We start from the raw sequence: 26,769 nt of genomic DNA, 5'->3' as shown, positions 1-26,769 counted from the left end.
AAAGTCATCAGAGCCAATAAGCATTTCATCAATGAACTTTGCTATTTATTGTAGTCATCAATAGACAATCATGAGGCTGCCTACTCATAACGAATGCTCTCAATGGCGGACACCACAAGAGATATTTTGCAGCATTATACTGCCTAGATCACAAAAATAAAAATCACCGTTTTTTATCGCTCTGCCATCTACTGACTATTTAAGCTGTTATAAATAAGAATGGCTAATCTTTCTTATGGTTACGATAAGTCTTTTTTGATTGCAGTTAAGGTCATTCAATTGTCTAATCGCCAAGCACCCTCTTTAATGGTTTGAGGTGTAGACTGAGATGGGTTAACCATTCTTTACGTTATGTCATACCGTGCCTGTATCAGCACGACCTGTTCGGAAATGACAATGAAATTATTCGCAGCACTATACCTACAGGCTTTCTCTAGCCTGAATAAAGTATGCGACAACGCAGCCAACAAAATCAGACCACACCAATCTAGACGAACGACACGCATGTTCATTAGTAATAATGATGAAACGAACTCGGATAGTCCCAGTTACGCGTAATTAAACTTAGCTGTGCTTTTTTGCACCTCGCTATTTTTATTACCGTACCTTTTATATCCTGGCATTAAAGCCAGTAGCCATAACCTTTTATTTTATTTGATATTTTCTGCAGTATTGTAGGGCTTTCGCTTGCCTTGAATACACGCAGTAATACCTCACAAGGATTAAGACTATGAGTGAGTGGACAATCAATAACGCACGTGACGTTTACAACACCCCTTACTGGAGCCAAAACTACTTCGATATCGCACAAGATGGTTCAGTTGTTGCGCGCCCTAACGTGAATGCACCAGAGAACACCATTGGTTTATCTCAGCTTGCAGATGAATTGATTGCGGCAGGCGCTTCGTTGCCTGTATTGGTTCGTTTCCCTGAAGTGATGCATCACCGTGTAGATAGCTTATGTAGCGTGTTTAACCAAGCTATCGAAAACTATGGTTACCAAGGTGATTACTTGGCGGTTTACCCAATTAAAGTAAACCAACAAGAAGAAGTAGTGAGTGAGATCCTAAAAAGCCAATACGCTAAACAACAGCGTCAATTAGGCTTGGAAGCTGGCAGTAAGCCAGAGCTAATGGCAGTGTTGGCAATGGCACAAGAAGCCAGCTCAGTGATTGTGTGTAATGGCTATAAAGATAAAGAATACATTCGCTTAGCGTTAATTGGTGAAAAGCTAGGTCATGAAGTTTACATCGTGCTTGAGAAGCTGTCTGAGCTGAAAATCATTCTAGAGCAAGCACAAGAGTTAGGTGTAACGCCTCGCCTTGGTTTACGTGCTCGCCTTGCCTCTCAAGGTAAAGGCAAATGGCAAGCCAGTGGCGGTGAAAAGTCCAAGTTTGGATTATCGGCATCTCAGGTTTTAACTGTGGTAGATGAATTACGCCAGCGTAATATGCTAGGTTGTTTGCAATTACTGCATTTTCATCTGGGCTCACAAATTGCCAACATTCGTGACGTACGTAGCGGCGTCGGTGAAGCAGGTCGCGTTTACGCAGAATTGAAAAAACTCGGTGCAGGTATTACAACTGTAGACGTAGGTGGCGGTTTAGCTGTCGACTATGAAGGTACACGTTGCCAAAGCAGTTGTTCGATGAACTACAGTATCAATGAATACGCCAACAACATCGTCTATGTGCTTGGTGATATTTGTACTGAATACGAAATGCCAATGCCGCGTATTATTTCAGAATCAGGCCGTAACTTAACTGCTCACCACGCAGTGCTTATCACTGATGTGGTTGGTATTGAAAGCTATAAACCAGAAAGTATTAGTGCACCTGCGGAAGATGCACCACAAGTGCTACAAAACATGTGGATGTCGTGGAAAGAGCTCTCTGAGCATTCCGATCAACGCTCGTTAGTTGAGATCTATCACGACAACCAAAGCGATTTAGCCGAAGTGCATGCCCTATTTGGCGTTGGCATGATCAGCTTTATCGACCGCGCATGGGCAGAGCAAGTGAGCCTGCGCCTATGTTACGAATTACAGAAAAAACTCTCAGATAAAAACCGAGCTCACCGCCCGATTTTAGATGAGCTACACGAGCGTTTAGCGGATAAGTTCTTCGTCAACTTCTCGCTATTCCAATCATTGCCAGATGCATGGGGTATTGATCAAATCTTCCCTATTTTGCCGCTGAGCAACTTGGATAAAGCCCCTGAGCGTCGTGCGATTATTTTAGATATCACTTGTGATTCTGACGGTGCTATCGACCAGTACGTAGAAAGCCAAGGTATTGAAACTACGCTGCCGGTTCCAACATGGTCAGCAGAAGAGCCTTACCGCATTGGTTTCTTTATGGTCGGTGCATACCAAGAGATCTTAGGTGATATGCATAACCTATTCGGTGATACCGATACCGCAGTAGTACGTACCCGTGCTGAAGGTGGTTATGAGATTGAAAAAATTGATCGTGGTGACAGTGTTGGTGATGTATTGCGCTATGTACACTTGGATTCAAAAGCGTTCTTACGTCAATACCAAGCAATGGCAGAGCAACACTTAGCTGATCACGAGCGTGATGCGATTTTACAAGAGTTGGCTGAAGGTCTAGAAGGTTACACTTACCTCGAAGATGTTCGTGCTATCTAACTTATTTATAGACTCAATAAGGTTCCTATCACGTCAGTATGCCGTGATAGGACGTCTTAACAGGGCTTTGCCCAAGATTGTTGTTGGAGAGAACCATGGCAACATTAGCTAACTACCCAGATTACTCACTATACGCAAATGCGTTTGGTTTTTTACGTCAACCACTTAACTTCGCCCCAATGGAGTCTGATGCTGATGTGGTGATCACTGGTGTTCCATTTGATATGGCTACCACTGGTCGTTCTGGGAGTCGCATGGGACCTGGCGCTATTCGCCAAATTTCAACCAACCTAGCATGGGAAGGTAAACGCTGGCCGTGGACGTTCAACCTATTCAAAACCATCAAAGTAACTGACTGTGGTGACTTGGTGTTTGATTGTGGTGATGCAGCACAAATGTGTGAGCGCCTAGAAGCACACGCAACAGGCTTATTAGAGCAAGGTAAAGCAATGCTAACTTTTGGTGGCGATCACTTTGTGACGCTACCACTGCTACGTGCTCACGCTAAGCAATTCGGTAAAATGGCATTGATCCACTTTGATGCCCACACTGACACTTATGATCAAGGCAGTAAGTTTGATCACGGTACTATGTTCTACCATGCACCGAAAGAAGGTCTAATTGACCCTCACCACTCAGTACAAATTGGTATTCGTACCGATCACTGTGACAGCCTAGGCTTTAACGTGATTGATGCTGGTAAAGCCAATGATTGGTCAGTTGAGCAAATCGTTTCAACTATCAAAGAAAAAGTGGGCGATATGCCAGTGTACTTAACCTTTGATATTGATTGTTTAGATCCTGCATTTGCACCGGGTACAGGTACCCCTGTATGTGGTGGTATTACGTCAGATAAGGCACTGAAAATTATTCGTGCACTAGAAGGTATTAACCTTGTGGGTATGGATGTGGTTGAAGTAGCACCGTCTTACGATCACGCTGATATGACATCATTAGCGGCTGCAACGATTGCCACTGATATGCTGCATCTATGGGCATTAACCCATAAGAAAGCAGATATTAAATAAGTTGTGATTATCGCTATCATCTACGCTATTCGATAACGATCAATCAACAATAAAAAATGCCAGAGCTTTCACTCTGGCATTGTTTTAGGTGTTCTCTTTTATTATTGAGTATCGTCGCTAGCTAATTAAGATCCCGCCCCACACAACAACAACCAGTGCCATAGCAACAAATACCGCTGCCGAACCAATGTCTTTCGCTCGACCACTCAACTCATGATGCTCAGGACCGATACGATCAACCACCGCCTCAATAGCTGAGTTAATCAACTCAACAATCATGACTAACAACAATGAAGCGATCATGATAGCTCGCTCTACCCCTGTTACGGGTAAGAAAAAACTAATCGCTGTCATTAGCACTAATAGCACTGATTCTTGGCGAAATGCTGCTTCGTTCTTCCATGCAGCTTTCAATCCTTGAACAGAATAGCCTGCGGCATTAATAATTCGAGTTATTCCCGTCGCACCCGGTTTCATTATTATTTTTCTCTCTATTTATCATCGATTAGCTAGCATTGCGTTAATGGGCGCTAATACTACGACATTGTGAAAATATATCTAGTTTAGGTTCATAAACCTTGGTTTTTACATCCATCATGCCAAGTAGCGAATGGAATAAGTAATCTTGTGAATATCCACCAGCTTGTGCTTCTTTTTCTAAACAAGCACGATCAATGTGCTGGCTTTTTTGATATTCAGGCGATAGCCATAAAATCAATGGTACTGTGGTTTGCTCTTTTGGTGCTATCGCATAAGGTAAACCATGAAGGTAGACCCCATCTTCACCTAATGATTCACCGTGATCTGCCATATAGAACATCGCTGTATTGGCATGATGATCATCTTGCTTCAACATATCAATCACTTGGCTCAAGATATAGTCGGTATAGACAATAGTGTTATCGTAAGTATTCTTCACCTGTTGTTGAGTACAGTTTTGTAAATCGCTGGTATCACAGGTTGGTAAAAATACTTTAAATTTAGCAGGATAACGATCGTCATAAGTTGGACCGTGACTACCAATAATATGCAGCACAATAAAGGTATCTTGCTTCGCATCATCAATGTATTGCTGCAGGCCTTTCAATAAGATTTGATCGTAACACGAGCCGTTATGACACAAGCTAGGATCAATTTCAGCACTCATTTCAACATGTTTAATGCGATCACATGCTCCTTTACAACCTCCATCGTTATCTTTCCATAACACATCAATACCCGCATGGTGCATCACATCTAAGACGCCATCTTGGTGACGTGCGGTGATTGGATTGTAGTTCGCTTTAGTCATATCAGAGAACATACAAGGTACTGAAGCCGCCGTTGCTGTACCGCAAGATTTGACATCTTTAAAGCTGATCACATTTAGTTTTGCCAGCTCAGGGTTGGTATCACGATCATAACCATTGAGTGAGTAGTTCATTGAGCGTGACGCTTCACCTAATACCATCACCACCACATTCGGTTTACCTGTTTTTTCAGTGATAGCAGCGTGTTCATTAACCGCATCAGTGCCAATGTGTTTAAACGGCATTTTCGCTTCAATTAACTGGTACTGCGCATAACGATAAGTTGCAGATAAATAGTTAGTTGGGTTAATTAGCGCCTTAATTTCAGAATGGTTACGCACCAATGAGGCGTAATCTTTGTAATAGCCAGCCGCAATTAAACCAATCACCAGCAATGAAATAACAATCGAACCTAATTTTGACAGTAACTCTTTAAAAAACGGCTTAAATTGCACTTTCATCGCGGTAAAGATGATCGCAGGAATGATCCCTATAACCAGTAACCATATTCCACCACCTAACGACAGGTAACTGGTAGCCTCTCCGGTATTGGTCTCAAAGATATTAACGATCATACCGTAATCGAAAAATACGCCGTAACTGTACATACCATAAGTCGCTAGTGCCGACAGAATAATCAGTACAGGGATCAAAACACGATATACCTTAGGCCAAATAAGTAAGGTAAAAATAATATTTAATGCCGCACAAATAAAAATCGGAATAGATATAGCAAATATGAGGCTATTTGGCGGATTGGCTTCAAATAATTCAGTGATATGTTGCCATAACGCAATATTTTGTATCGCCGTAAAAAACAAGGCGATTAAAAGCGTATATAGCACACTCGTTAAGCGAAATTTCATGTATCTATTCCCAAGAGTATTTGTCATCGTTTGGTATGCCGTGAATACTTGTATTTCTATCCACGATAAACGTCATGCCAACCTTGGCGAATAGCTCCTTATTAGCCGCGAATTATATCTACAAATTCATATAATTAATCGATAACTATATAAATTGGTTTGTATTTTAAATGCAAACATAGATTCAACTAATGGACAGTAACGTCTTCATACCACCTTCGTTTTCATCTCTTAGTAAATATAGAAGGGTAACTGTACCTATGTCGAAAAAAGGTCAAAGCGATAAATTCACGCGCCGCATTATGAATGACGAAGCTGTTTTTACCCTGACAGCAAATAGAACAAAATACAGATCGCACCAATTTGATATAAAAAAACGCCAATACTGATGATGTATTGGCGTTGGAGTTATCAGCATTAGGGGAATGAATGCTGAATCAAACTACATGTTCACGAAATAACTTATTTCAAAAAGTCGTTGTATAGCATGTAAAGGTGAGCAGAACTCCATGAGAAGTTATTTGCGCCCTGTACAGCCCCCGTTTCTGGATTGTAGTTTTCCTGAATCGGTAATTGTTTGGTTAGACCTTCCGCATTAGTAAAGAGCTTATTGACCATCTCGTTCGCTTCGGTAGTGTAGCCATAGTTCGCCATGCCTTTTACACCGAAGTAGAACTGATCCACCCATACACGACCACGCCAGTAAATGTCAGCACCATATGCTGGGTTATCTGCTGATGCCGTACCCAGTGGCACTGTCGTATTAAACTTGCTGGTATTCATCATATTTGCCACAACGGCTTTCGCTGTTGCATCAGTTGCAGCGCCATTAAACAGTGGCGACCAACCTTCAGCCCCCATTCCACGCTCAACAATCGGTTTACCCGCACAACCGTTATTTAGTTCTTTCGCTTCTGCGCTATCAATACTGATGTCGTAGTAGAAACCTGTGGCTGTATCAAACATACATTTATTGATGTAGTTCTTGGTTTCTTCGGCTTTTTTCGTGAAATCAGTGGCTGCATTGCTATCACCTAACACCTGTGCAATTTGCGCAAGATACTTGTTATCACTGTACCAGTATGAAGCTTGGTCAACGGACTCTTGTAACAGTGAGTAACCAATCACTTCACCAGAGGCGTCTTTGTTCTCACTAAACTTCACCTGCCAATCTTTTTTCGCCAGATTCAGTTTATCGGTGTTATCAGTATTGTTATTACTGTAAGCAACCTTGCCATCATTAACCACATAGCGATTATCAAAGCCGTACTTGTCTTTTGCATAACGACCTAACTGATCAATGGTTTCAATTTCTTTTACATCAGTTAAGCCTTGCGCATCTGCGATGGTATCGATAAAGCCAAATACCGCAGCATCATCACGACCTGATTCCCAAGACGCTGCCGTTTGTGCTGGGCTGCTAATATCGACATAATCACCTGACTCTAACAGCGCGTTGTAATTATCAATACCATAAGCCACTTGCCATTCAGTATCGCCTTCTAGCTTAAACTTGTAGATCAGCTGACCATCTTTCGTGTGCTCAGGATCCACTGCCGCACCATATTCAGGAATGCCGTTGCTGTTAGTATCACGTGCCGCTAACCACCAGTCATGGTAAGCCACTAACTGCGGATACATTTCTTCAAGCCATGCTTTAGCATCACTTGGACGGTTATATTTGTCTTTTAGCGCAGTGTAGACTTCCCATACCGCCCATGACGCCAGTGATGGTTTGGTATTACGCTCATTCCATGTTTGTGCATCATTAAATTCGGTTAAGCCCAATGCATCACCACGTTGCTGAGACATGTTCATACCTACCACATCAAGCAAATAGCCTTTATCATATGGACGTAGCACATCGTCAGCTTTCACTTGGTGTTCAAACACTGTGCGAATGTTTTCCATTGCCAAATCAGGATTGAAATGCGCCATTGCATACGCTTGTTTCCAAGTATCCCACGGCCACGTTAAGTTACCAGAGAACCAACGTGCAGTGACCGATGGCGTTACCGTATCATGGCTCACCATACCTGCTGGGCTGCGCCAGTTACCGGTTAAGGTTTCAATCGCTTTTACTGCAACACGCTCTTGATCTGCTGTTGCATTATCATTAACCAAACCATGACTTAAGTAATTTTCCCAACGCGCCGTAGTCGCATTCATGTATTTAATTGGATTTTTCAGAATATCGGCAACAATAGGTTGCTCTTTTTTCCACTCATCTGCCGTTAAAGTGTGGCTAAAGACTGTATAGATCTTGGTTTCTTGCTCATCACCAATCTCTGATTCAGATTGATACTCTAAACCTTGTACCGTGGTTTTCGCAGCAACACTACGCTCGATATTAAAGGCTGAATCACCACGGGTTCTTACCCACCATGAATCACGCTCTTTACCGAATGTTAACGTCACATCACCATGATCATCAGTACTTAAATTACGGGTTAAATTAGGTAATTCTTCTGCCACTGTTGCTGCGTAAGATTCAGGTTTTGCTACACCATCTTTAGCGTAGAAGCCTTCAACTAATTTACCGTCCCACAACAACGTCAGATCTTCACCACTGTTATTTGTGATCACAGTTTCAACCAATGATGAGCGAGAAGAGACAAACTGCAGTGTCATCTCAACACGAATATCATCAGCTGTTAGGGTTTGAATCAATGCGCCCGGAATGCTGTAAGCGACCGCTTTGAAATCAACAGGCTTGCCATCTTTTAGGATTGATAACTTATCAAAATACTCCGCCACTGAAGTGTTGTACTCTTCAGCAATCGCAGTCACACCAAAGCCACCTTTATTTTCAGGGTTCACTTTTAGATTTGGTAATAAGTGACCATGCCATGCACCATCATCATGCAATGGTGTGTAAGCCATGTGGTTACCCGCCCCCACTTCGGCAAGGTGTTTTGGCGTACCAGTGCGATCAATAATGTCTTTAAACTGCAGGGCTAATTCTGGTTTCTTTTTCTCTTCAGACGATGAACTAGACGAATCATCACTATTACAGCCAGCGGTAAATAATAAAGAGCCGATCACTGCGGCAAGCAATGTTTTCTTGGTTACTATTGAATTATTCGTCATTGTTACACCCTCAATATAAAGAGACATTCCACGTTGGAATTTAGATAGTTATTGTTTTTTTAGGCGCAGAGTAAATTGGGCATTACTCTGTAAGCGGAGGGAATATTAAGGGCAAAATCCAAGAGTAAAATTGAAGTAAATCACAGTTATTATTTTACTAAAATTCAGCTTGAGCATACGATGTAACAATTAGATACAAAGATAAAAAATAACATCATTTTTATTTTTGAAGTAATTTCACACTATTTAATCACCACTATTGCTTGTCTATTTATCTCTCATCACTCATTAAATATAAAAGTAGATCTTCTCCCCAAATAATAATATGCACAGGGATTAAAATTTAAAAATTATCACTTATTAATAAATTACTTATGTAACATTCGTAACGATATAAAGACGTAACGTAACAGCTTAAAACATCTATTTTTATATGGTTTTATGAGCTATATCACAGTCACTAAAAGGCGTTATTTCCATTTTTATCTTTTGTTTGCTGGTATTGATTGTCTCGCCCTTAAATAAATCTCAACCATCAGTAAAAAACAACTCCTCATAAGTAAAATAAACCGCTATTTTTTCAAAAAATAAAAAAGCCGCTCATATAAAATGAACGGCTTATCTATTTATTTACTTAGCTTATTTAGCGATAAAACTTAGTGCTGTGTTGCGACTGTTGGCTTCTTTTCATCTGCTTTAATAATGCCTTTTTGTTTCTTCTCAAAGCGAGAGATCCACCACCAAGCAAGACCTGAGAATACCGCCGTCATAAAGACGTTAATAAAGAACGCACGCACTAAATCAACACCAGGAGGGAACGCAGAGGCTGTCATACTCACCACGAAAATCACGATAAGAATAGAGACAACAGTCATACCCACTTTTTGCGAGCCCATGCGGAAATCACGAGGCGTATCATCATGCTTCCAGCGGAAAACAAAGTAAGCGATCATGATAAGAATTGGCGGTAACATTGCCGTACCAGCAGTTAGGTTAATCGCTGTGTTCATCATCTGCTGTACAGACTCAGAGCCAAAACCGTTCACTACTAACATCGCAAACACAAACGCAAACTGCCACCATGCTGCACGTACTGGTACACCATGCTCGTTTAGCTCTGTGGTTTTCTCACCGTAAACACCTTTCGGAATTTCAGAAAAGTGGATTTTCACAGGTGCTGCTGTCCACATCATCATTGAGCCAAACATGGCAATGAATAGCACGATACCGACAAAACGACCGACTAATGCTTCCGAAATATTAAAGTAGTTACCCATACCGGTGAAGATCTCAACCATACCACCAGCATAAGTTAAATCTTCACGTGCCACGAATACGTTCACAAGTAATGAGCCAAGGGCATACATACCACCAATCACGATACCCGCAACGATGATCACCTTAATAAATGACTTATGACCACCTTTCACATCGTTAAGGTATGCCGCAGCGGTTTCTGCGCCACCCGCCGCTTGGAAAATCCAACACATGATGCCTAATGTCGCCCAATTAATGGTTGGCTTCATCGCTTCTAATGTGATCGGTTGTGCTGGCTGATGATCGCTACCCAGCGCAAGCAGTGCACCAACGACGTAAATAGCAAACAGTGAGAACACACCATAAGCCACCACTTCGGTGATCTTACCTAACCATGATGCCCCCTTGGTTGAAATATGGGTGGCAGCGGCAAATAACACAATCGAAATTACTGACGTGACGATTGGTGAGAAGCTGTACTCATACCCCATCATGGCGTATGAAGCATAAGCGATCACGTTTGGCAGTAATGAGATAAAGAAAAATAGGTTAACGAACCAGTACAGGAATGAGCCCATGTACGCCATCTTGGTACCTAAAGGCTGTTTTAGCCAATCGTACATGCCTGATTCTGAGTTTTTATTCGCCGATACAAATTCAGCGATAATGAATACGAAAGGAATGAAATAGATCATAGTCGCCAATAAGAAAATTGGCGCAGAGCTTAATCCTAACTCGATATTGTTGTTCACGATATTACGAACGTTAAATACCGCAGCGAATGTCATCGACAATAAGGCAAATTTGCCTATCGTACCTCGTGTTGCTTCCGTCATGTTTACCCCAAAAAAACAAACTATTCATGGGACTAGTTGCCAATCTCATGAATATAAATATCAAAAGATCAGGCCCACACCGTGAGCCTGATTGTTACGCTTGCTTGGAACTATTTATTCAAGAAGTAGCCATCTTCAATGGTCACTTTTAGCACCACTTTTCTTACTGGGTTTTCACCTAAGAAACGGTACGCTTTGTCGTTTTCAAAAATCGCAATTTGCCCTTCTGATAACGCAATGACTTCACCACAACCCACCAAGGTTTCACGGTCTGTTTCATCTTGGTAAGCCACTTCAGTGGTTAATTGTGCTTTCTCCGCCACTTCCACCTGCTCACTGCCTTCAAGGTAGTAATGCACATCAAAGTAGCGACGGTTACCAGTAAACAGACCATTGGTTGGCGTTACTCCGTTTTGCACCATGTACACCAGTGAATCACCAATCGAATGCATCACACCTTCTTGGATGTTTTCAATATTTTCAATGGCTTCTACACAACGGTTCCATTTACGTCCATTGCGGTACACCAATTTAAATTGCGCTAAGCTATCTAATACGATCATGGATTACGCCTTATTCGTTTGTGGAGCCGTTGTTGTGAAAAACGCTGAGTCAAAGTTGTGATTTGCCAATGCTTGTGGTCGGCAATCGCCAGCCGTAAATGGCAGAATCGTTAAACCATAACGGAAGCTATCCATGTACACACGGTATGAATCCAGCACTTCACTACCCCAAGAGTTAGAGCCTAAGCCCATCACTTGGTGATCAAGGTTTAGGGTGATGTAACCACTCTTCTCAAGCTCATGTGTATGCTGTGCTTGGTGAAGGTTTTGGTTAGTGTAGAACCATGCACTGAAGTTAATTTCTTGCTGTGGTTTCACTAGTACACCAGTGCCATGTTTATCAGCCAATGCAGCCCAACGAACGTGCTGGCGGTTACCGTTATTTTGTGGGAACGGGTAGTTTTCGAACATGTCAGCAACTGTGGTGCTGTAAACATCAATCATGTTAGCTTGACGGCTATCTTGGTAGTTCTCTTCAGGACCGCGACCGTAGTATTGCACCTGATCAAACGCGCCATTAATGCCTAAATCCAAACCAATCACAGGGATCACATGTGGGTAATCACCGTAACGCTCACCGCTTAATTCCACATTTAACTGACCTTGTGCATTAACTTGGTAGCGGTAATGACAACGCATACCAAAATCAAACACTGGTGGTGAAATAATGCTAGTGACCGTGATTTCACACTGACCATCGATCATTTCCACATTGAGGCTACGGAAGTGCTCTTGCATGATTTGTAGGTGAGCCGGATGCCATAGACCTTCATATTCTTGCTTGTGGTTATCGATCATTGGTTTAAAGAAATTCAGCTTAGGCGAAGATTGAATCAACTCTTTACCATCAACTAACCATGACGTTAACTTACCGTTCACTCTCGAGAAGTTAAGCGCAAAGTTATAACCTTTCACCACATAATCTAAGCGTGTTTCTTCAATCGCTAATTCAGTCGCATTGTGATTAACAAAGCTTTCCAACTGTGCGGTATTCGCTTTTAGCTCGAACTGGTAAACCGCAATATCATGGTTTGCTGCACTGTAGCGAGTGCGAGAATCTTTACGCACAGTGAAGTTGACAAATACTTCACGCTCATCAAGCTCAGGCCACGCTAAGGTGATCATCTGCTCTGAGTTTTCAGCCAGATCCGTTAGTTTGATCTGCTCAACCAACAAGGTTTCACCTTCAGCACGCACTTCTGCGGTAATGGTGTAATCATCAATGTTCGAGAACCATAATTTGTTCTCAACCATGAATTGACCTTGTTTCGCATCCACTTCACGGATTTTCACTGGCGCAATCACTTGCTTATATTCTTTCAAACCAGGACCTGGTGTTTGATCTGGGTAAATCAAACCATCCATACAGAAGTTGTAGTTGTTCGGGTAATCGTTGTAATCACCGCCGTATTTGTAGAATTCAGTGCCGTGTTCATCACGAGCTAGAATGCCGTGATCACACCATTCCCATACGTAGTGACCTTGAATATGATCGTGCTTGTAGAACACGTTTTGGTATTCCGTTAAACCACCAGGGCCGTTACCCATTGCGTGTGCGTATTCACAGATAATGCGAGGTTTCGCATGTGGGAACTCACCAAAGTGATTCATTAATTGTGCGCGTGAGTACATAGTAGAAATCACATCCACCACTTCAGCGTCACGATCTTCTTCGTAATGCACTAAGCGAGTGTCATCAATCGCTTTGGTTGCTGCATACATAGCACGAATGTTGCAGCCATAGCCTGATTCGTTACCCATTGACCACATGATGATTGACGGATGGTTTTTCTGAGCGTGAACATGACGCACTGCACGATCAACAAACACCGTTTCCCATTCTGCATCATCCGTAATACGGCTTAAATCGCCGACGTTAGCAAAGCCGTGTGTTTCCACATCGGTTTCCGCCATTACAAACAGACCGTAAATGTCACATAACTCGTAGAAACGTGGATCATTTGGATAGTGAGCCGTACGTACAGAGTTGATGTTGTGCTGTTTCATTAGCACTAAATCTTTCTCGACACGATCCATACCTACAGCACGACCTTTAAGATGATCGTTATCGTGGCGGTTCACACCGTGTAGCATCACGTATTTGTTGTTGATATAGAACAGACCATCACGCACTTTAATGTCGCGGAAACCGACACGCTGCGGGATCACTTCCAATACATTGCCTTGGCTGTCTTTTAGCGTCAGTAGTAGTTGGTAAAGGTATGGGTTTTCAGCGTTCCATTGCACTGGCGCTGTCACATCAATAGCAAACTGCGCATTAGCACTATCAGCAACATAAAGATCAGCCACAGCGCCTTCAGCGATAAGTGTTGTGCCATCCATTAATTGATATTCAATCAATGCTGTTTGTGCGCTGGTCGTTAAGTTTTCTAACTCAACATCACAGCTTAATGTGGCGTTGTGGTATGCGCTATCAAAGTCAGTACGTACCGTGAAATCACGCACGTGTAGCTGCTCTTTACCCACAAGGTAAACATCACGGAAAATACCCGCAGTCCACCACATGTCCTGATCTTCAATGTAAGTGGAATCCGCCCACTGCATCACACGAACAGACAGTAAGTTATTGCCTTGCTGCACGAATGCGCTGATATCAAATTCTGCAGTTAAACGGCTACCTTTGCTAAAGCCAACGTATTGACCGTTCACATACACTTCAAAGTAAGTTTCAACACCGTCAAACTTAATAATAGTTTGCTTGTCGTTCCAATCCGCACCTAATGTAAATGTGCGTTGGTAAGCGCCAGTTGGGTTATCAGATGGCACAAACGGTACATCGATTGGGAACGGGAAACCTTCATCTGTGTATTGAAGATCGCCATGACCTTCCATCTGCCACATGTTAGGAACCGTGATTTGTCCCCACTGCGTCATTGGCTGGCTGTAAAATTCTTCAGGTACTAATAATGGATTCGAAAAGTATTCAAATTGCCACTGACCACTAAGCAGCATAAAACGGCTACTTAGTTCACGTTGAAAAGTCGTTGCTTGCTTAACTGAATCGTATGAGAAGAAATAAGCACGTGGTGCCATGCGGTTCTCATGCAGATGTTGGAAGTTTTCCCAGTTGTTCACGTTATGCCTCCCGGCTCAAACCGACGTTTTTTTAATCTGTGATCAATCGTGATAATGACGATGAATCTGTTGGGAATGAGTTTAGTAAAAGTTTTACTAAAATAAATTAGTGAAAACGTTTTACATTAAGCGAGTCACATTTTACGAGGGGATTTAAACCAATCCTGTGATCGGCTTAAAGGAAGTGGCAGAAGGTAAGATAACAGAAAGAAAACAGTGTAAATAACGCAACGCTTTTCACAGAAAATAAAAAGACACTGTAAAAACAGTGCCTTATAAATATTTCATTGATGCTATTTTGTGGTGCCACGCAGCTTTAACTTACTTGGCACATAAACTTGTAAAGGCAGAACTCGCCCATCTCGTGCCTTTTCTACCAGCAAATTCACCCCTTGGATCCCCATCATTTCAGCGTGAATACGCACAGTAGACAGTGAAGGGAAGGTAAATTTAGCCGTCGGTATATCATTGACACTGATCAGCGCAATATCTTCTGGAATAGCCAATCCTTGCTCATGGATCGCTCGTAGGACGCCAATGGCAATAGAATCAGAAGCAATAAATAGAGCACTAGGGTAATCACCATTAGCAAACATCTGCTTAGCGAGCTCATAACCAGAAGCGCTAGAAAAATCACCGCGGTAAATGTCTTTATTATCTACTACGCCTTTTAACTGACCATATTCAGAAAACGCAATTTCACGAATATCAGCGGTATTAGCCTGATCTTGTCCACCTATAAAACCAATACGTGGATAGCCTTGCTCAATAAAGAAATCGACAATTTGTTTACTGATCCTTTCAAGGTCAATATCCACGCTGTCGTAACGTTCTGAATTATCTGAAAAATCAACAAAACAAATATTATCTGTTATCTTTGATAACTCTTTCAATAACTTAGCTGAACATCGTCCAACAATCAGTATCCCTGAAATCGTTGCATCATGGGCATCAAACTTACCGTCGTAACAGTTGATTAAATCAATGCCGAGCTTATCGCATTGGGTCTCAATCCCATGACGAATAGAAAGATAATAAGGATCATTCACTTCTGCTTCTTGCTTATGGCTATAAAGTGCCACAAAGCAATGCTGTTGCTTTTTCTCAACCACGGCTTTTTTTGAGCTGCTGGTTTTGTATTCGAGTTTTTCAGCAATTTCAAAAATACGTTGTTTAGTCTCTTCTTTTACACTTAATGACGGATCGTCGTTGAGCACACGCGATACCGTTGCAAGAGAAACCCCTGCTTCATTAGCTATGTCTTTTAATGTCGCCATACTTACTTTGCTTCCCATCAACTTAGCTCACTATCCTAGTGAGATATTTTGAAAATAACACTTTTTATTATGGTTTTATATTGTGCCTGAAGATTTTAGTAAAAATTGTTACATTACCCTGAAATTTTATATATCTGACATAAAATCAAATATAACCAATAAATTCAAAGATTTATAAATATTCCTTAATTTTCTCTCTCACTGTTATCGCTCACATTCCATGAATTTAAAGTGTAAACGTTTACACATTGCTGAGTTGATCACAGATCGTAAGCTCACTTCATTGGTAGACTTTTTTGCAGAAAGTTGAGACACGCAATATGCGGATCTCCTCTCCCCAAATTAAGCAGAGGCGAAAATAGTGGAAGTTTTAGTCACCGGCGGCATGGGATACATCGGCAGCCACACATGCGTACAAATGATCCAAGCAGGGATCACTCCTGTCATTATCGATAACTTATCCAATGCCAAAATTGGTGTATTGGCACGTATAGAAGCATTAACGGGTGTGATGCCAGTGTTTCACCAAGGTAACGTCCAAGATGAAGCGTTTCTAGATAGCGTCTTTGCCAAACACGATATTAAAGCAGTGATCCACTTTGCTGGCTTAAAAGCCGTGGGTGAGTCGGTCGAAAAACCACTGGAATACTACAACAACAATGTTAATGGCTCTTTAGTGTTAGCTCGCGCGATGCGTAAAGCTGGCGTGAAAAGCATTGTCTTTAGCTCATCCGCTACCGTATATGGCGATCCGGAAATAGTACCTATCACTGAAGACTCACCAACGGGGGCGACTACTAACCCTTATGGTCGCAGCAAATACATGGTGGAAGAGTGCTTTAAAGATCTGTTCCATGCCGAAAATGATTGGAGCATTACCCTACTGCGTTACTTCAACCCAGTAGGCGCACATCCATCTGGCACTATGGGTGAAGATCCACAAGGGATCCCCAATAACCTAATGCCATTTATTGCTCAGGTGGCGATTGGTCGCCGTGATCGGTTATCTATTTTTGGCAACGACTACCCAACCCCGGATGGCACAGGTGTGCGTGACTACATTCACGTCATGGATCTGGCTGATGGTCACATTGCAGCACTTAATGTCCTGCGTGAAAAAGCCGGCTTACATATCTACAACCTCGGCACAGGTAAAGGCTCTAGCGTATTAGAAATGGTCGATGCCTTTGCTAAAGCATGTGGCAATCAAGTGCCTTACGTAATTTGTCCTCGTCGTGCAGGTGATATTGCAGAGTGTTGGGCAAGCACAGACAAAGCTGAACGTGATCTCAATTGGAAAGCGACGCGCAGCGTAAAAGAGATGACAGTCGATACCTGGAACTGGCAATCAAACAACCCTAACGGTTATTAATTAAGAGAGTAAAACACATGTCTGCAGTTGAATTTAACCCTGTTGATCATCCACATCGCCGTTATAACCCACTGACGGGTCAATGGATTTTAGTCTCGCCACACCGTGCCAAACGTCCTTGGAGTGGTCAAGATGAAAAGCCATCGACTGAGCAACTACCAAGCTATGACGGAAAGTGTTTCCTGTGTCCAACGAACGAGCGTATTTCTGGCGATAAAAACCCAGATTACCAAGGCACATACGTATTTAGTAATGATTTTGCCGCGCTTATGGTGGATTCGCCAGAAGCGCCACAATCGACTAATCCGCTATTTAAAACTCAAGGGGTTCGTGGTTTAAGTCGTGTGATCTGTTTCTCTCCCGATCACAGCAAAACCTTACCAGAGCTGCCAGTTGAAAAAATTCGCGGCGTGATTGATACCTGGAACGATCAAATTGAAGAGCTAGGTAAAGATTACATTTGGGTACAAGCTTTTGAGAACAAAGGTGAAACCATGGGCTGCTCGCAACCGCACCCACATGGTCAAATTTGGGCAAATAGCTTTTTACCAAATGAAATCGAACGTAAAGAACACAACCTAAAGGCGTATTACCAAGAAAATGGCCGCAACCTATTGGTCGACTACGTTGAAGCTGAACTGAAAGACGGTTCACGCATTGTGGTTGAAACCGAACATTGGGTAGCGCTAGTGCCTTACTGGGCAGCATGGCCATTTGAAACCATGCTTCTACCTAAAACGCATATTCGTCGTATGAGTGAACTCACCGATGCGCAACGTGATGATTTAGCGGTAGCGATTAAAAAGCTGACAAGCCGTTACGACAATCTATTCCAATGCTCTTTCCCTTACTCTATGGGCTGGCATTACGCACCTTTCTTTGAGCAAGGCACTGACATTGACCATTGGCAATTACATGCGCTGTTTTATCCGCCATTACTCCGTAGTGCCTCTGTACGTAAATTCATGGTCGGCTATGAAATGTTAGCTGAAAGCCAACGTGATTTAACCGCTGAGCAAGCTGCACAACGCCTACGTGATCTCAGTGATGTTCACTACAAAGAACAACAATAAGTTATTGCTTACTTACACTGTGCCGCTATATAACAGCGGCATAAGTTACCCTATTTTGTGAGAGTTTTTTATGTCAGATCTAATTTCAAACGTTAAACACGCCTTTACCACAGTATTAGGCTACCAACCAAGCCATTTAATCCAAGCACCGGGACGTGTAAACCTCATTGGCGAACATACCGACTACAACGATGGCTTCGTTTTACCTTGTGCTATTAACTACCAAACGGTGGTTGCTGCTGCTCCCCGTACTGACAACATCATTCGTGTGGTATCGGTAGATTATGACAATGCTACCGATGAGTTTGATCTCACCCAAGCTATCGAATTTCAACAAGATAAGATGTGGGCAAACTACATTCGTGGCGTAGTGAAATGTTTACTTGAACGTGGCTTCACTTTCACGGGTGCTGATATTGCAGTAACAGGTAACGTTCCTCAAGGTGCAGGATTAAGCTCATCTGCAGCACTAGAAGTGGTGATTGGTCAAACCTTTAAGGTGCTTTATAACCTTGAGATCAGCCAAGCAGAAATCGCCTTAAATGGTCAGCAAGCTGAAAACCAATTCGTAGGCTGTAACTGCGGCATTATGGATCAAATGATCTCTGCCGAAGGTCGTGAAAATCATGCAATGTTATTAGATTGCCGCAGCCTAGAAACCCAAGCGGTATCCATGCCTGAAGACATGGCAGTTGTGATCATCAACTCTAATAAAAAACGTGGCTTAGTGGACAGCGAATACAATACTCGTCGTCAGCAATGTGAAGAGGCTGCACGTATCTTTGGCGTCAAAGCACTGCGTGATGTCACCATTGAGCAATTTAATGCCAAAGCACACGAGCTGGATGAGTTAGTAGCGAAACGTGCTCGCCATGTGATCACTGAAAACGATCGCACCGTTGAAGCGGCTACTGCTCTACGTAATCACGATATGAAGCGTATGGCTGAGCTAATGGCACAATCTCATGCTTCTATGCGCGATGATTTTGAAATCACAGTATTTGAAGTCGATACCCTTGTTGAAATCGTTAAAAACGTGATTGGCGAGCAAGGCGGTGTACGTATGACTGGCGGCGGCTTTGGTGGCTGTATTGTCGCGCTTGTTCCACCAACATTAGTGGATGATGTAAAAGCAGCCGTTGAAGCGAAATACCAAGCTGCAACCGGATTAAAAGAGTCAATTTACGTCTGCCAAGCTAAAGATGGCGCAGGCAAGATTGCTTAATTCATTCAATCGCTAACCAATTAATAGGTAAGGAGCACCAATGCAAAGCCCACTCATGCACGCTATGACTCAGCAGCTCGCCTACGATGGCAAGCCAGCTAATGTCATTGAACTCACCAATAGCCATGGAATGCGTATCGTGCTGATGGACATTGGTGCTACTTGGTTAAGTTGTTGCCTTCCCCTTAGCAGCAGCGAACAACGAGAAGTGTTATTAGGCGTCGATAACCTTGCTGATTTTTATGCCCAACAAAGCTACATGGGTGTAACTGTTGGTCGATATGCTAACCGTATTGCCAATGGTCGCTTCAGTATTGATAGTCAAGCATACCAAGTATCAACCAATCAACATGGTAATTGCCTTCACGGTGGTGAAGATGGCTTTAATCAACGCCGTTGGCAGATAGTAGAGCAAAGCCAAGATAGCGTTTTATTTAGCTTAGTATCTGAAGATGGCGATCAGGGCTTTCCCGGTACACTGAATGTTGCTGTGCGTTATACCTTAACCGATAGCAATGAAGTGACCATTCACTACCTTGCTAATACTGATAAAACCACACCCGTTAATTTAACTAATCACGGTTACTTTAATCTACAAGGGGCGAGCTGGGACGGTGATAATCGCTCACATACAGTACGTATTAATGCTGACTACTATTTGCCGACCAATAGCCTTGGTATACCACTCGACAAGCCACAACCTGTTGAAAATACCAGTTTTGATTTCCGTATCAGCAAAACACTGAGTAAAGACTTACTGACAGATCAACAGCAACAACAAGCTAAAGGTTACGATCATAGCTTTGTGCTAAACCCAGCAAGAAATACTAGTGAGATTATTGCTGAAGTAATTTCCCCTGATAACAAAGTCACCATGACGGTAAAAACCAATAAACCAGCTGTGCAACTGTATGGCGGCAACTGGTTAGCGGGTACCCCTGCTCGTGATGGCAAGCAATATCAAGATTACGCAGGATTGGCGTTAGAAACCCAGTTTTTACCCGATTCCCCTAACCACCCAGAATGGGAGCAACCCAGTTGTTACCTCTCCCCCCAAGAGCAATACAACTACACCACCACCTATCAATTTAGTTATTAACTAAAAAACCTAGACCTTAAAGTTACTTTAAGGTCTTTTTATTATTAGCAACAAAACACAACATATTAAAAACAAAGTCACCACCATCAGTTACATTTGAAATATAATTCATATTTTTTAAATGAAAAATCAAACATGATAAGTGTAATAAAATATTAACGATATCAAAAAACAATCATAACCAATTGATTAATAATAAATTAATTCATTGCAGCATTTAATTACCAGTGATTGATTATTTATTCGATATCCATATAATTCGCAATCCTTTTATTTTATAAATTCATCTTATTAAGTACTCATATTAAATGAAGAAGATTTTAATTCGTTTTTTATTTTTAAATACTTTCTTTACTTTAGCTCTAGTGAGTTACAACTACATCCATATCAACATGATTGAGTATGATATTAAAAACCATTACGATAAAATTATCTCTATCAGTAATGATTTTTATCATCATTATTTAAATGTTAATAAAGAAACGAAAAATGCAGGGCTTTATTCTTTATCAGACAAAGAAATAAACCGTACTGATGAAATGAATAATGGTGGCTTTATTGTAACTAATAAGAGCCAAGTACCTGATGTCGAAAAATATATAATATCAATTAAGAATCGATTATCTATCTTTATAGATGAAGATAAGATAAAAACATTATCAGTATTAACGCCTGAGTCTTTTTTCTTTCTTCCTTTTTACCCTGAATATTCAGCACTTTCTCAGAAAGATAATTTATTTGATATTACTGTCGAAAAGAATAAATTTTCGAAATCATATAGCGAAAGTAAACCTAACATTATGATCACTCGAAGTTATGTTGAAAAGGTATCACTAGATAGATTAAGAAGCATTATTATGCCTATCTATATTGAAAAAAAGTTAGAAGCGATTTTAATGATTGACTTATACTTTGGTCATATGGATAAGTACATTCATGATTTTAATGAAACTAATTTCACCCAATATGAGAGAAGAAATAGACATAACTATTTCACTAAAGAGATAGATATTCCCTATACCAAAGGTGATTTATCTAACCAAGTAATAGGACTCGATTGGTTAAACGTACTATCAATTTCACTTGCTTTTTATATTGTTGTTGAATCTATTTATTTACTCGTTTACTTAACTAAAAATAAATTAGCTTCTTTAATGACCAAAGATTCGATGACAAACTGTTACCGACGCAATGTGTTCGATATTTACTTTAAATATAAATGCAATAATTCTGTAATTTTATTAGATATTGATCATTTTAAAAAAATTAATGATATCTATGGTCATGATATCGGTGATACCGTTATTAAACATATTGCCAAACAGTTAAATTATCTTAGTGAAAGTAATACAAAAGTATTTCGCTGGGGCGGAGAAGAGTTCCTTATCGTTCTACCTAAACTCAGTAAGGTAGAACTGATGAATAAAGCAGAACAAATCAGACAAGGGCTGCAATATCAACTCAATGAGCACAAAATGGTAACCGTATCGTTAGGTGTGACTGAGCAAAAGAAAGATGAGTCAATCTACCAAGCTATTTATCGTGCTGATATTGCATTATATAAAGCAAAATCTGATGGTCGTAACCAGAGTCAATACCTATGATGATATTTAAAAATAGCTCTATTACTTTCAAATTCATTATTACGTTTGTACTGCTGTTTGCTCTCTCGTTTAATTTTATTTATCAATTAAATGAAATTAAACAAAAAGAATTATCTTCTTTTATAAGAAGTAAAATTTATCTGGTCTATGACCAATTACACAGCTTTACTCAACATTATATTAATAGTGAACATGTGTTTATTGAGCAAGGTATACATCATATAAATAATGTTGGTGTTATGAATTCTAAAGCTCGAACTATTAAAAAGTTTTCAACAAAAATGCATCAATTATCTATTAACTTAAAAAAACTGGTTAATGAAGACTATTGGACATTAGCTGTTATTGATGGTGCAGATCAAGACGTGTTATATGCATCACCACTACGTGTACCACATATCAAAGATCTCTATGAAAGCGAGCATGATCTACTTCATAAGTTATCAACAATCAATAATATACCTGAAAATTATACCGATTATTTTGAATCATCAAAATTACAATTAACGCTGCCTTATAAAGAGAAATTTACTCATCAAGAGATCCGTTCAATATTTATGCCGATTTATATTTCGCATAAATTATCCGCACTGCTCGTATTTGATGTAAAAAGCAGTATTTATAACAACTGGGTTGAAGACTTTAATAAAGAGCAGTTTACGCTATATAGCACAGAAAAAAGCCAATTTAGCTTTCCTCTATCTAGCATAAACGTCAATACAACGACGGATAATGAAAGTATCCATTTATATCTAGATTATGATGCTATGACAGTTTGGAGTACTCTCATTTCTCTTTCGATAACAATTGCTATCTTTGCTTTGGTCAAATGCTTTTTAACGATTATGAACTTAATTCAAATTGACAATATGACTAAATGTTATCGACGAGATTATGGTGAGCATAAGTTTAAAAACAAATTACTATCTAATAAATCTATTCTGATTTTTGATATTGATCATTTCAAAAACATCAATGATACCTATGGTCATGATGTAGGTGATCAAGTAATTAGTCAAACAGCGTCAATTATAAAAAGTAATATCCGAAGTACAGAGCAACTCTACCGTTGGGGTGGCGAAGAATTCGTATTAATACTGAATATTGATAATAAAGACATCGCAGAAAGAAAAGCGAATCAATTACGAGAAGCAATTTCTAACCAAAACGAAAGTGACATCAAATTTACTATTTCAATTGGTGGCATGATGGCACATAACTCAACATTAGATGATGCGATAAAAATTGCAGATCAAGCGCTGTACCAAGCAAAAGAAAATGGGCGCAATAAGGTAGTTTTCCAATGAATTTTAAAACCATAAAACCCCTTTCACTCTGCGTCAGCATTGCGCTTTCTATCTTGGTATTCAGTAGCATTACTGCTGTTATGTATAACAGATTTATTGATCATGTCATTGATAAAGAAAGAGAAGTACTGCTTAAAGAATTTGGCTCAATAAAAACAATCAAAAAAACGCTAAAAGAGCAGTTTGCTACGCTAACGGTTCCAACATTAAAAGAGCAAAGCGCATTAAAAACATTGGTTGAGCAAAGTAACTCTATAAGCAGTATTGCCGTCATTCATAAGAACTATTTTGTATTTAGTACATTTGGTCTTCGTGACCGCTATACCGAGCATGTGAATGAGTCAGGTTTTCATGTCAAATTAAAAAGTACTATCTCTAAAAAACCGATTATTTACTATATGCTTGCAGTGAATAACGAGACTTTTATTCGAGTCTATTTTAAACCTTTACAGCTTAATTACCTTAATAAGATCGGTGAAGGAGAAGTGAACTTTAATGGCGTGATCCTTGGTGATGAAAACCAAGTGATGAGTAATGTTAAAAAGTTATGCCACTGTAAATTCACCTTCAACGACATCGAAATTAATGTAAATATGGATCCTAAAAAAGCACTCGTCGTTTTTGTTGATGAAAAATTAGGCTACTTATTAGTTTTGCTATTGCTATCGTGCATTTTTGGCTATTTTTTAGGTAAAACATGTGAACATGAGTTAGTTAAATATCAAATTAAAAACAACAGAATTAAGCCTTATTTACAGCCTATTGTTGATCATAATGGCAACATTATTGGCGCAGAAATTCTTGCTCGCTGGATCACCAATAAAGGGGAACTTGTACCTCCATATTTGTTTATTCCTTACATTGAGAAGGAAAAATTAACGCCGTTACTGACGTGTTCGCTGCTCGCGCAAATACACAATAGCTCTGTGCTCTATAACGCTAAAACGTTCAAACTAAGCTTTAATTTAACTGAACTATGTTTATTTGAGCCTAAGGTCTATGCGTTAAGCAAACGCTTAAGTCAGCATTGCCGCTTAGTGTTGGAGTTTACAGAATCAACCCCGTTTATACGTGAAGATACGCCGCAAAAAATGCAGGCTTATCGCCGACACGGAGTAGAGTTTGCAATCGATGATTATGGGACAGGCTTTTCAGCTCCTCACTATCTCACAGAATATAAATTTGATTACCTGAAGATAGATAAATGCTTTATTGATAATCTTGATAAAGACGAGGAAAAATCAACACACCTTGTTGAAAGTATTGTATTTTTAGCTAAAAAAATGAATTTAGAATTAGTCGCGGAAGGGGTCGAAACAGACTCTCAAGCAGCCATACTAACAACATTAGGGATCCAATATTTCCAAGGGTTTCTGTTCTATAAACCAATGGATTTAATCGCTTTTAGTCAGCTAACCACAGCAAGTTCGACTAAACATCATCACTGAAAACAACAAAGCCGACATGATGTCGGCTTTGTTATATCAATCAGTTAAGCACTACTCAGAGGCTAATCGTTCAACCGAACCTCGACGTACCAAGGTTGGAGAGAAACGCATCGCTTCAGTATCAACCACCTGCTCATCAGCCAACGCTAATGCGAGATTAGCGGCCTTTTCTGCCATCATCTGAATCGGGTAACGCACTGTTGTTAATCCTGGAGTGGTGTAACGGGCAATTAAGCCATCATCAAACCCCACCAGCGACATCTTCTGCGGTGATTGAATACCATTTTCTTGTAACACTGCTAATGCGCCAGCTGCCATGTAGTCGTTATAAGCCACTAATGCCGTCATCGGTAATGATTTAGTGATCAAATTTACCATCGCAGTTTCACCACCATCACTATCAGGAATGGCTTTTTCAATATAACTGCCTGATAACGTAATATTGTTATCCGCTAACGCATCTAAATAACCTTGCACACGTTCACTGGCATCTTCAATATCATGATTAGAAGCAATACATGCAATGTGCGTATGACCATGACGGATCAAATATTCGGTCGCTAAATACGCACCTTTATGGTTATCAAGAGAGATACAACGCTCAGCAATAGCAGGTATATGACGGTTAATGATCACTAAGCCTTTCACTTCGTTGGCATAGTTAATCAGCTCTTCATCAGTTAATGCTTTAGCGTGAATCACTAACGCATCACAACGACTATTGATTAAATGTTCAATGGCACGTCGTTCATCGTCAGCATTGTGATATCCGTTGCCGATCAAAATATGCTTACCATGTTGATGAGCGACAACATCGACAGCTTTAACCAAGGTACCAAAGAAAGGATCTGACACATCCCCCACCAGAACACCTATGGTATCGGTATTTTGTCGCACTAACGCTTTAGCAGCCGCATTGGGGCGATAGCCCAACTGTTTCATTGCGTTAGTCACGGCTTCAATCGATTGTTTACTTGCTTTTGGAGACTTGTTGATCACCCGCGAGACAGTGGCAATCGACACCCCAGCTTCACAAGCGACATCCTTAATGGTTGCCATAATTGCTCTCTTTGTTTAACTGCGCTCATTTAACCGTGTGAACCGGTACAACGCAATGAATTTCCAAGCATTAGTGATATTTCTATTTGCTGATATAAAAAGTGGCTACAAACAGTGGACTCATATCATCTATAGCCACTCAAGCATTAAACAATCTTCACACCCGTAGGCATTAAACGTTCAGGAGTTAACAGTACGCTTTCCGATTCATCGTCGGTTTCAGCACAAAGCAACATACATTCTGAGGTTTCACCACGCATTTTCGCTTTCGCTAAGTTACATAGCACCACCACTTGTTTGCCCATTAACTCTTCTTCTGTGTAATAAGGTACAAGGCTGGTCACGGTTTGTAGTGTTTTCTCACCCACATCAATTTGAACGATGTAAAGCTTATCAGCGTTGCTATGACGTGCCACTTCAATGATCTTACCCACACGAATATCTAATTTTGCGAAGTCACCGTATGAAACTGTTTCCATTTGATTTTCCCTTATATAACAGATTACTAATTAATAGAAACAGTGTAATGGAAACGCTTACACAAACAATCAAATATGCTGCTATTACACTGCTTGATCACACTTTATTTATTGACTTTGTGACATCAGAAAATCTTTAAACAACACCAAC

18 protein-coding genes are annotated in these 26,769 nt (G+C 40.6%); 9 read left to right on the top strand and 9 right to left on the bottom strand.

Annotated features, from left to right (window positions below):
* Nucleotides 1-730 precede the first annotated feature (730 nt).
* Nucleotides 731-2,650 (top strand): biosynthetic arginine decarboxylase, encoded by a 1,920-nt coding sequence (gene speA / locus Q7657_RS01765; protein WP_107166142.1) that lies wholly within the window; start codon nt 731-733, stop codon nt 2,648-2,650.
* Between the two features lie 95 nt (nt 2,651-2,745).
* Nucleotides 2,746-3,678, top strand: coding sequence for an agmatinase (speB, locus tag Q7657_RS01760; RefSeq protein WP_107166143.1), 933 nt, complete (start codon nt 2,746-2,748; stop codon nt 3,676-3,678).
* 117 nt (nt 3,679-3,795) lie between these two features.
* Here speB and Q7657_RS01755 read toward each other — a convergent pair whose 3' ends face one another.
* The 7 genes from Q7657_RS01755 to ebgR form a co-directional block, all read right to left on the bottom strand.
* Nucleotides 3,796-4,155 (bottom strand): diacylglycerol kinase, encoded by a 360-nt coding sequence (locus tag Q7657_RS01755; protein WP_107166144.1) that lies wholly within the window; start codon nt 4,153-4,155, stop codon nt 3,796-3,798.
* Between the two features lie 43 nt (nt 4,156-4,198).
* The gene (gene eptA / locus Q7657_RS01750) at nt 4,199-5,833 is read right to left on the bottom strand and encodes a phosphoethanolamine transferase EptA (protein ID WP_107166145.1); all 1,635 of its coding nucleotides are present in this window, start codon (nt 5,831-5,833) and stop codon (nt 4,199-4,201) included.
* Nucleotides 5,834-6,295: 462 nt separating this feature from the next.
* Nucleotides 6,296-8,923, bottom strand: coding sequence for an alpha-glucosidase (gene ygjK, locus Q7657_RS01745; protein WP_107166146.1), 2,628 nt, complete (start codon nt 8,921-8,923; stop codon nt 6,296-6,298).
* A 656-nt stretch (nt 8,924-9,579) separates the two neighbouring features.
* Entirely contained in the window at nt 9,580-11,016 is a 1,437-nt protein-coding gene (locus Q7657_RS01740; RefSeq protein WP_023935423.1) for an amino acid permease, read from the bottom strand.
* Between the two features lie 110 nt (nt 11,017-11,126).
* Nucleotides 11,127-11,579 (bottom strand): beta-galactosidase subunit beta, encoded by a 453-nt coding sequence (locus Q7657_RS01735; protein ID WP_107166147.1) that lies wholly within the window; start codon nt 11,577-11,579, stop codon nt 11,127-11,129.
* A 3-nt stretch (nt 11,580-11,582) separates the two neighbouring features.
* Nucleotides 11,583-14,675, bottom strand: coding sequence for a beta-galactosidase subunit alpha (gene ebgA / locus Q7657_RS01730; protein ID WP_107166148.1), 3,093 nt, complete (start codon nt 14,673-14,675; stop codon nt 11,583-11,585).
* Nucleotides 14,676-14,968: 293 nt separating this feature from the next.
* Nucleotides 14,969-15,952 (bottom strand): transcriptional regulator EbgR, encoded by a 984-nt coding sequence (ebgR, locus tag Q7657_RS01725; RefSeq protein ID WP_107166149.1) that lies wholly within the window; start codon nt 15,950-15,952, stop codon nt 14,969-14,971.
* 361 nt (nt 15,953-16,313) lie between these two features.
* Here ebgR and galE point away from each other — a divergent pair, with 361 nt between their 5' ends.
* The 7 genes from galE to Q7657_RS01690 all read left to right on the top strand — a co-directional run bounded on the left by galE (nt 16,314) and on the right by Q7657_RS01690 (nt 25,080).
* Complete coding sequence (gene galE, locus Q7657_RS01720) at nt 16,314-17,324, top strand: UDP-glucose 4-epimerase GalE (RefSeq protein WP_107166150.1); 1,011 nt, start codon at nt 16,314-16,316, stop codon at nt 17,322-17,324.
* Nucleotides 17,325-17,341: 17 nt separating this feature from the next.
* Nucleotides 17,342-18,397: a UDP-glucose--hexose-1-phosphate uridylyltransferase gene (locus Q7657_RS01715; RefSeq protein WP_107166151.1), complete on the top strand. Its 1,056-nt coding sequence runs from the start codon at nt 17,342-17,344 to the stop codon at nt 18,395-18,397.
* A gap of 70 nt (nt 18,398-18,467) precedes the next feature.
* Nucleotides 18,468-19,622 (top strand): galactokinase, encoded by a 1,155-nt coding sequence (gene galK, locus Q7657_RS01710; RefSeq protein ID WP_107166152.1) that lies wholly within the window; start codon nt 18,468-18,470, stop codon nt 19,620-19,622.
* A 40-nt stretch (nt 19,623-19,662) separates the two neighbouring features.
* On the top strand, nt 19,663-20,721 hold the full coding sequence (gene galM / locus Q7657_RS01705) for a galactose-1-epimerase (protein WP_107166153.1): 1,059 nt from the start codon (nt 19,663-19,665) through the stop codon (nt 20,719-20,721).
* Nucleotides 20,722-21,029: 308 nt separating this feature from the next.
* Nucleotides 21,030-22,325, top strand: coding sequence for a GGDEF domain-containing protein (locus Q7657_RS01700; RefSeq protein ID WP_107166154.1), 1,296 nt, complete (start codon nt 21,030-21,032; stop codon nt 22,323-22,325).
* Entirely contained in the window at nt 22,322-23,632 is a 1,311-nt protein-coding gene (locus Q7657_RS01695) for a GGDEF domain-containing protein (RefSeq protein ID WP_107166155.1), read from the top strand. Before Q7657_RS01700 ends, Q7657_RS01695 begins: the two co-directional genes overlap by 4 nt.
* Complete coding sequence (locus tag Q7657_RS01690; protein WP_107166156.1) at nt 23,629-25,080, top strand: EAL domain-containing protein; 1,452 nt, start codon at nt 23,629-23,631, stop codon at nt 25,078-25,080. The genes Q7657_RS01695 and Q7657_RS01690 overlap by 4 nt, the downstream gene beginning before the upstream one ends.
* 51 nt (nt 25,081-25,131) lie before the next feature.
* On the opposite strand, the gene Q7657_RS01685 is transcribed toward Q7657_RS01690, so the two are convergent.
* Both Q7657_RS01685 and Q7657_RS01680 read right to left on the bottom strand, forming a co-directional pair.
* Entirely contained in the window at nt 25,132-26,139 is a 1,008-nt protein-coding gene (locus Q7657_RS01685) for a substrate-binding domain-containing protein (protein WP_107166157.1), read from the bottom strand.
* Nucleotides 26,140-26,285: 146 nt separating this feature from the next.
* Entirely contained in the window at nt 26,286-26,618 is a 333-nt protein-coding gene (locus Q7657_RS01680; protein WP_107166158.1) for a tRNA-binding protein, read from the bottom strand.
* Nucleotides 26,619-26,769 lie beyond the last annotated feature (151 nt).

The organism is Candidatus Photobacterium acropomis, from assembly GCF_030685555.1.
In the GTDB taxonomy this organism is placed as follows: domain Bacteria; phylum Pseudomonadota; class Gammaproteobacteria; order Enterobacterales; family Vibrionaceae; genus Photobacterium; species Photobacterium lucens.
This window is presented reverse-complemented; position numbering and strand designations above follow the sequence as displayed.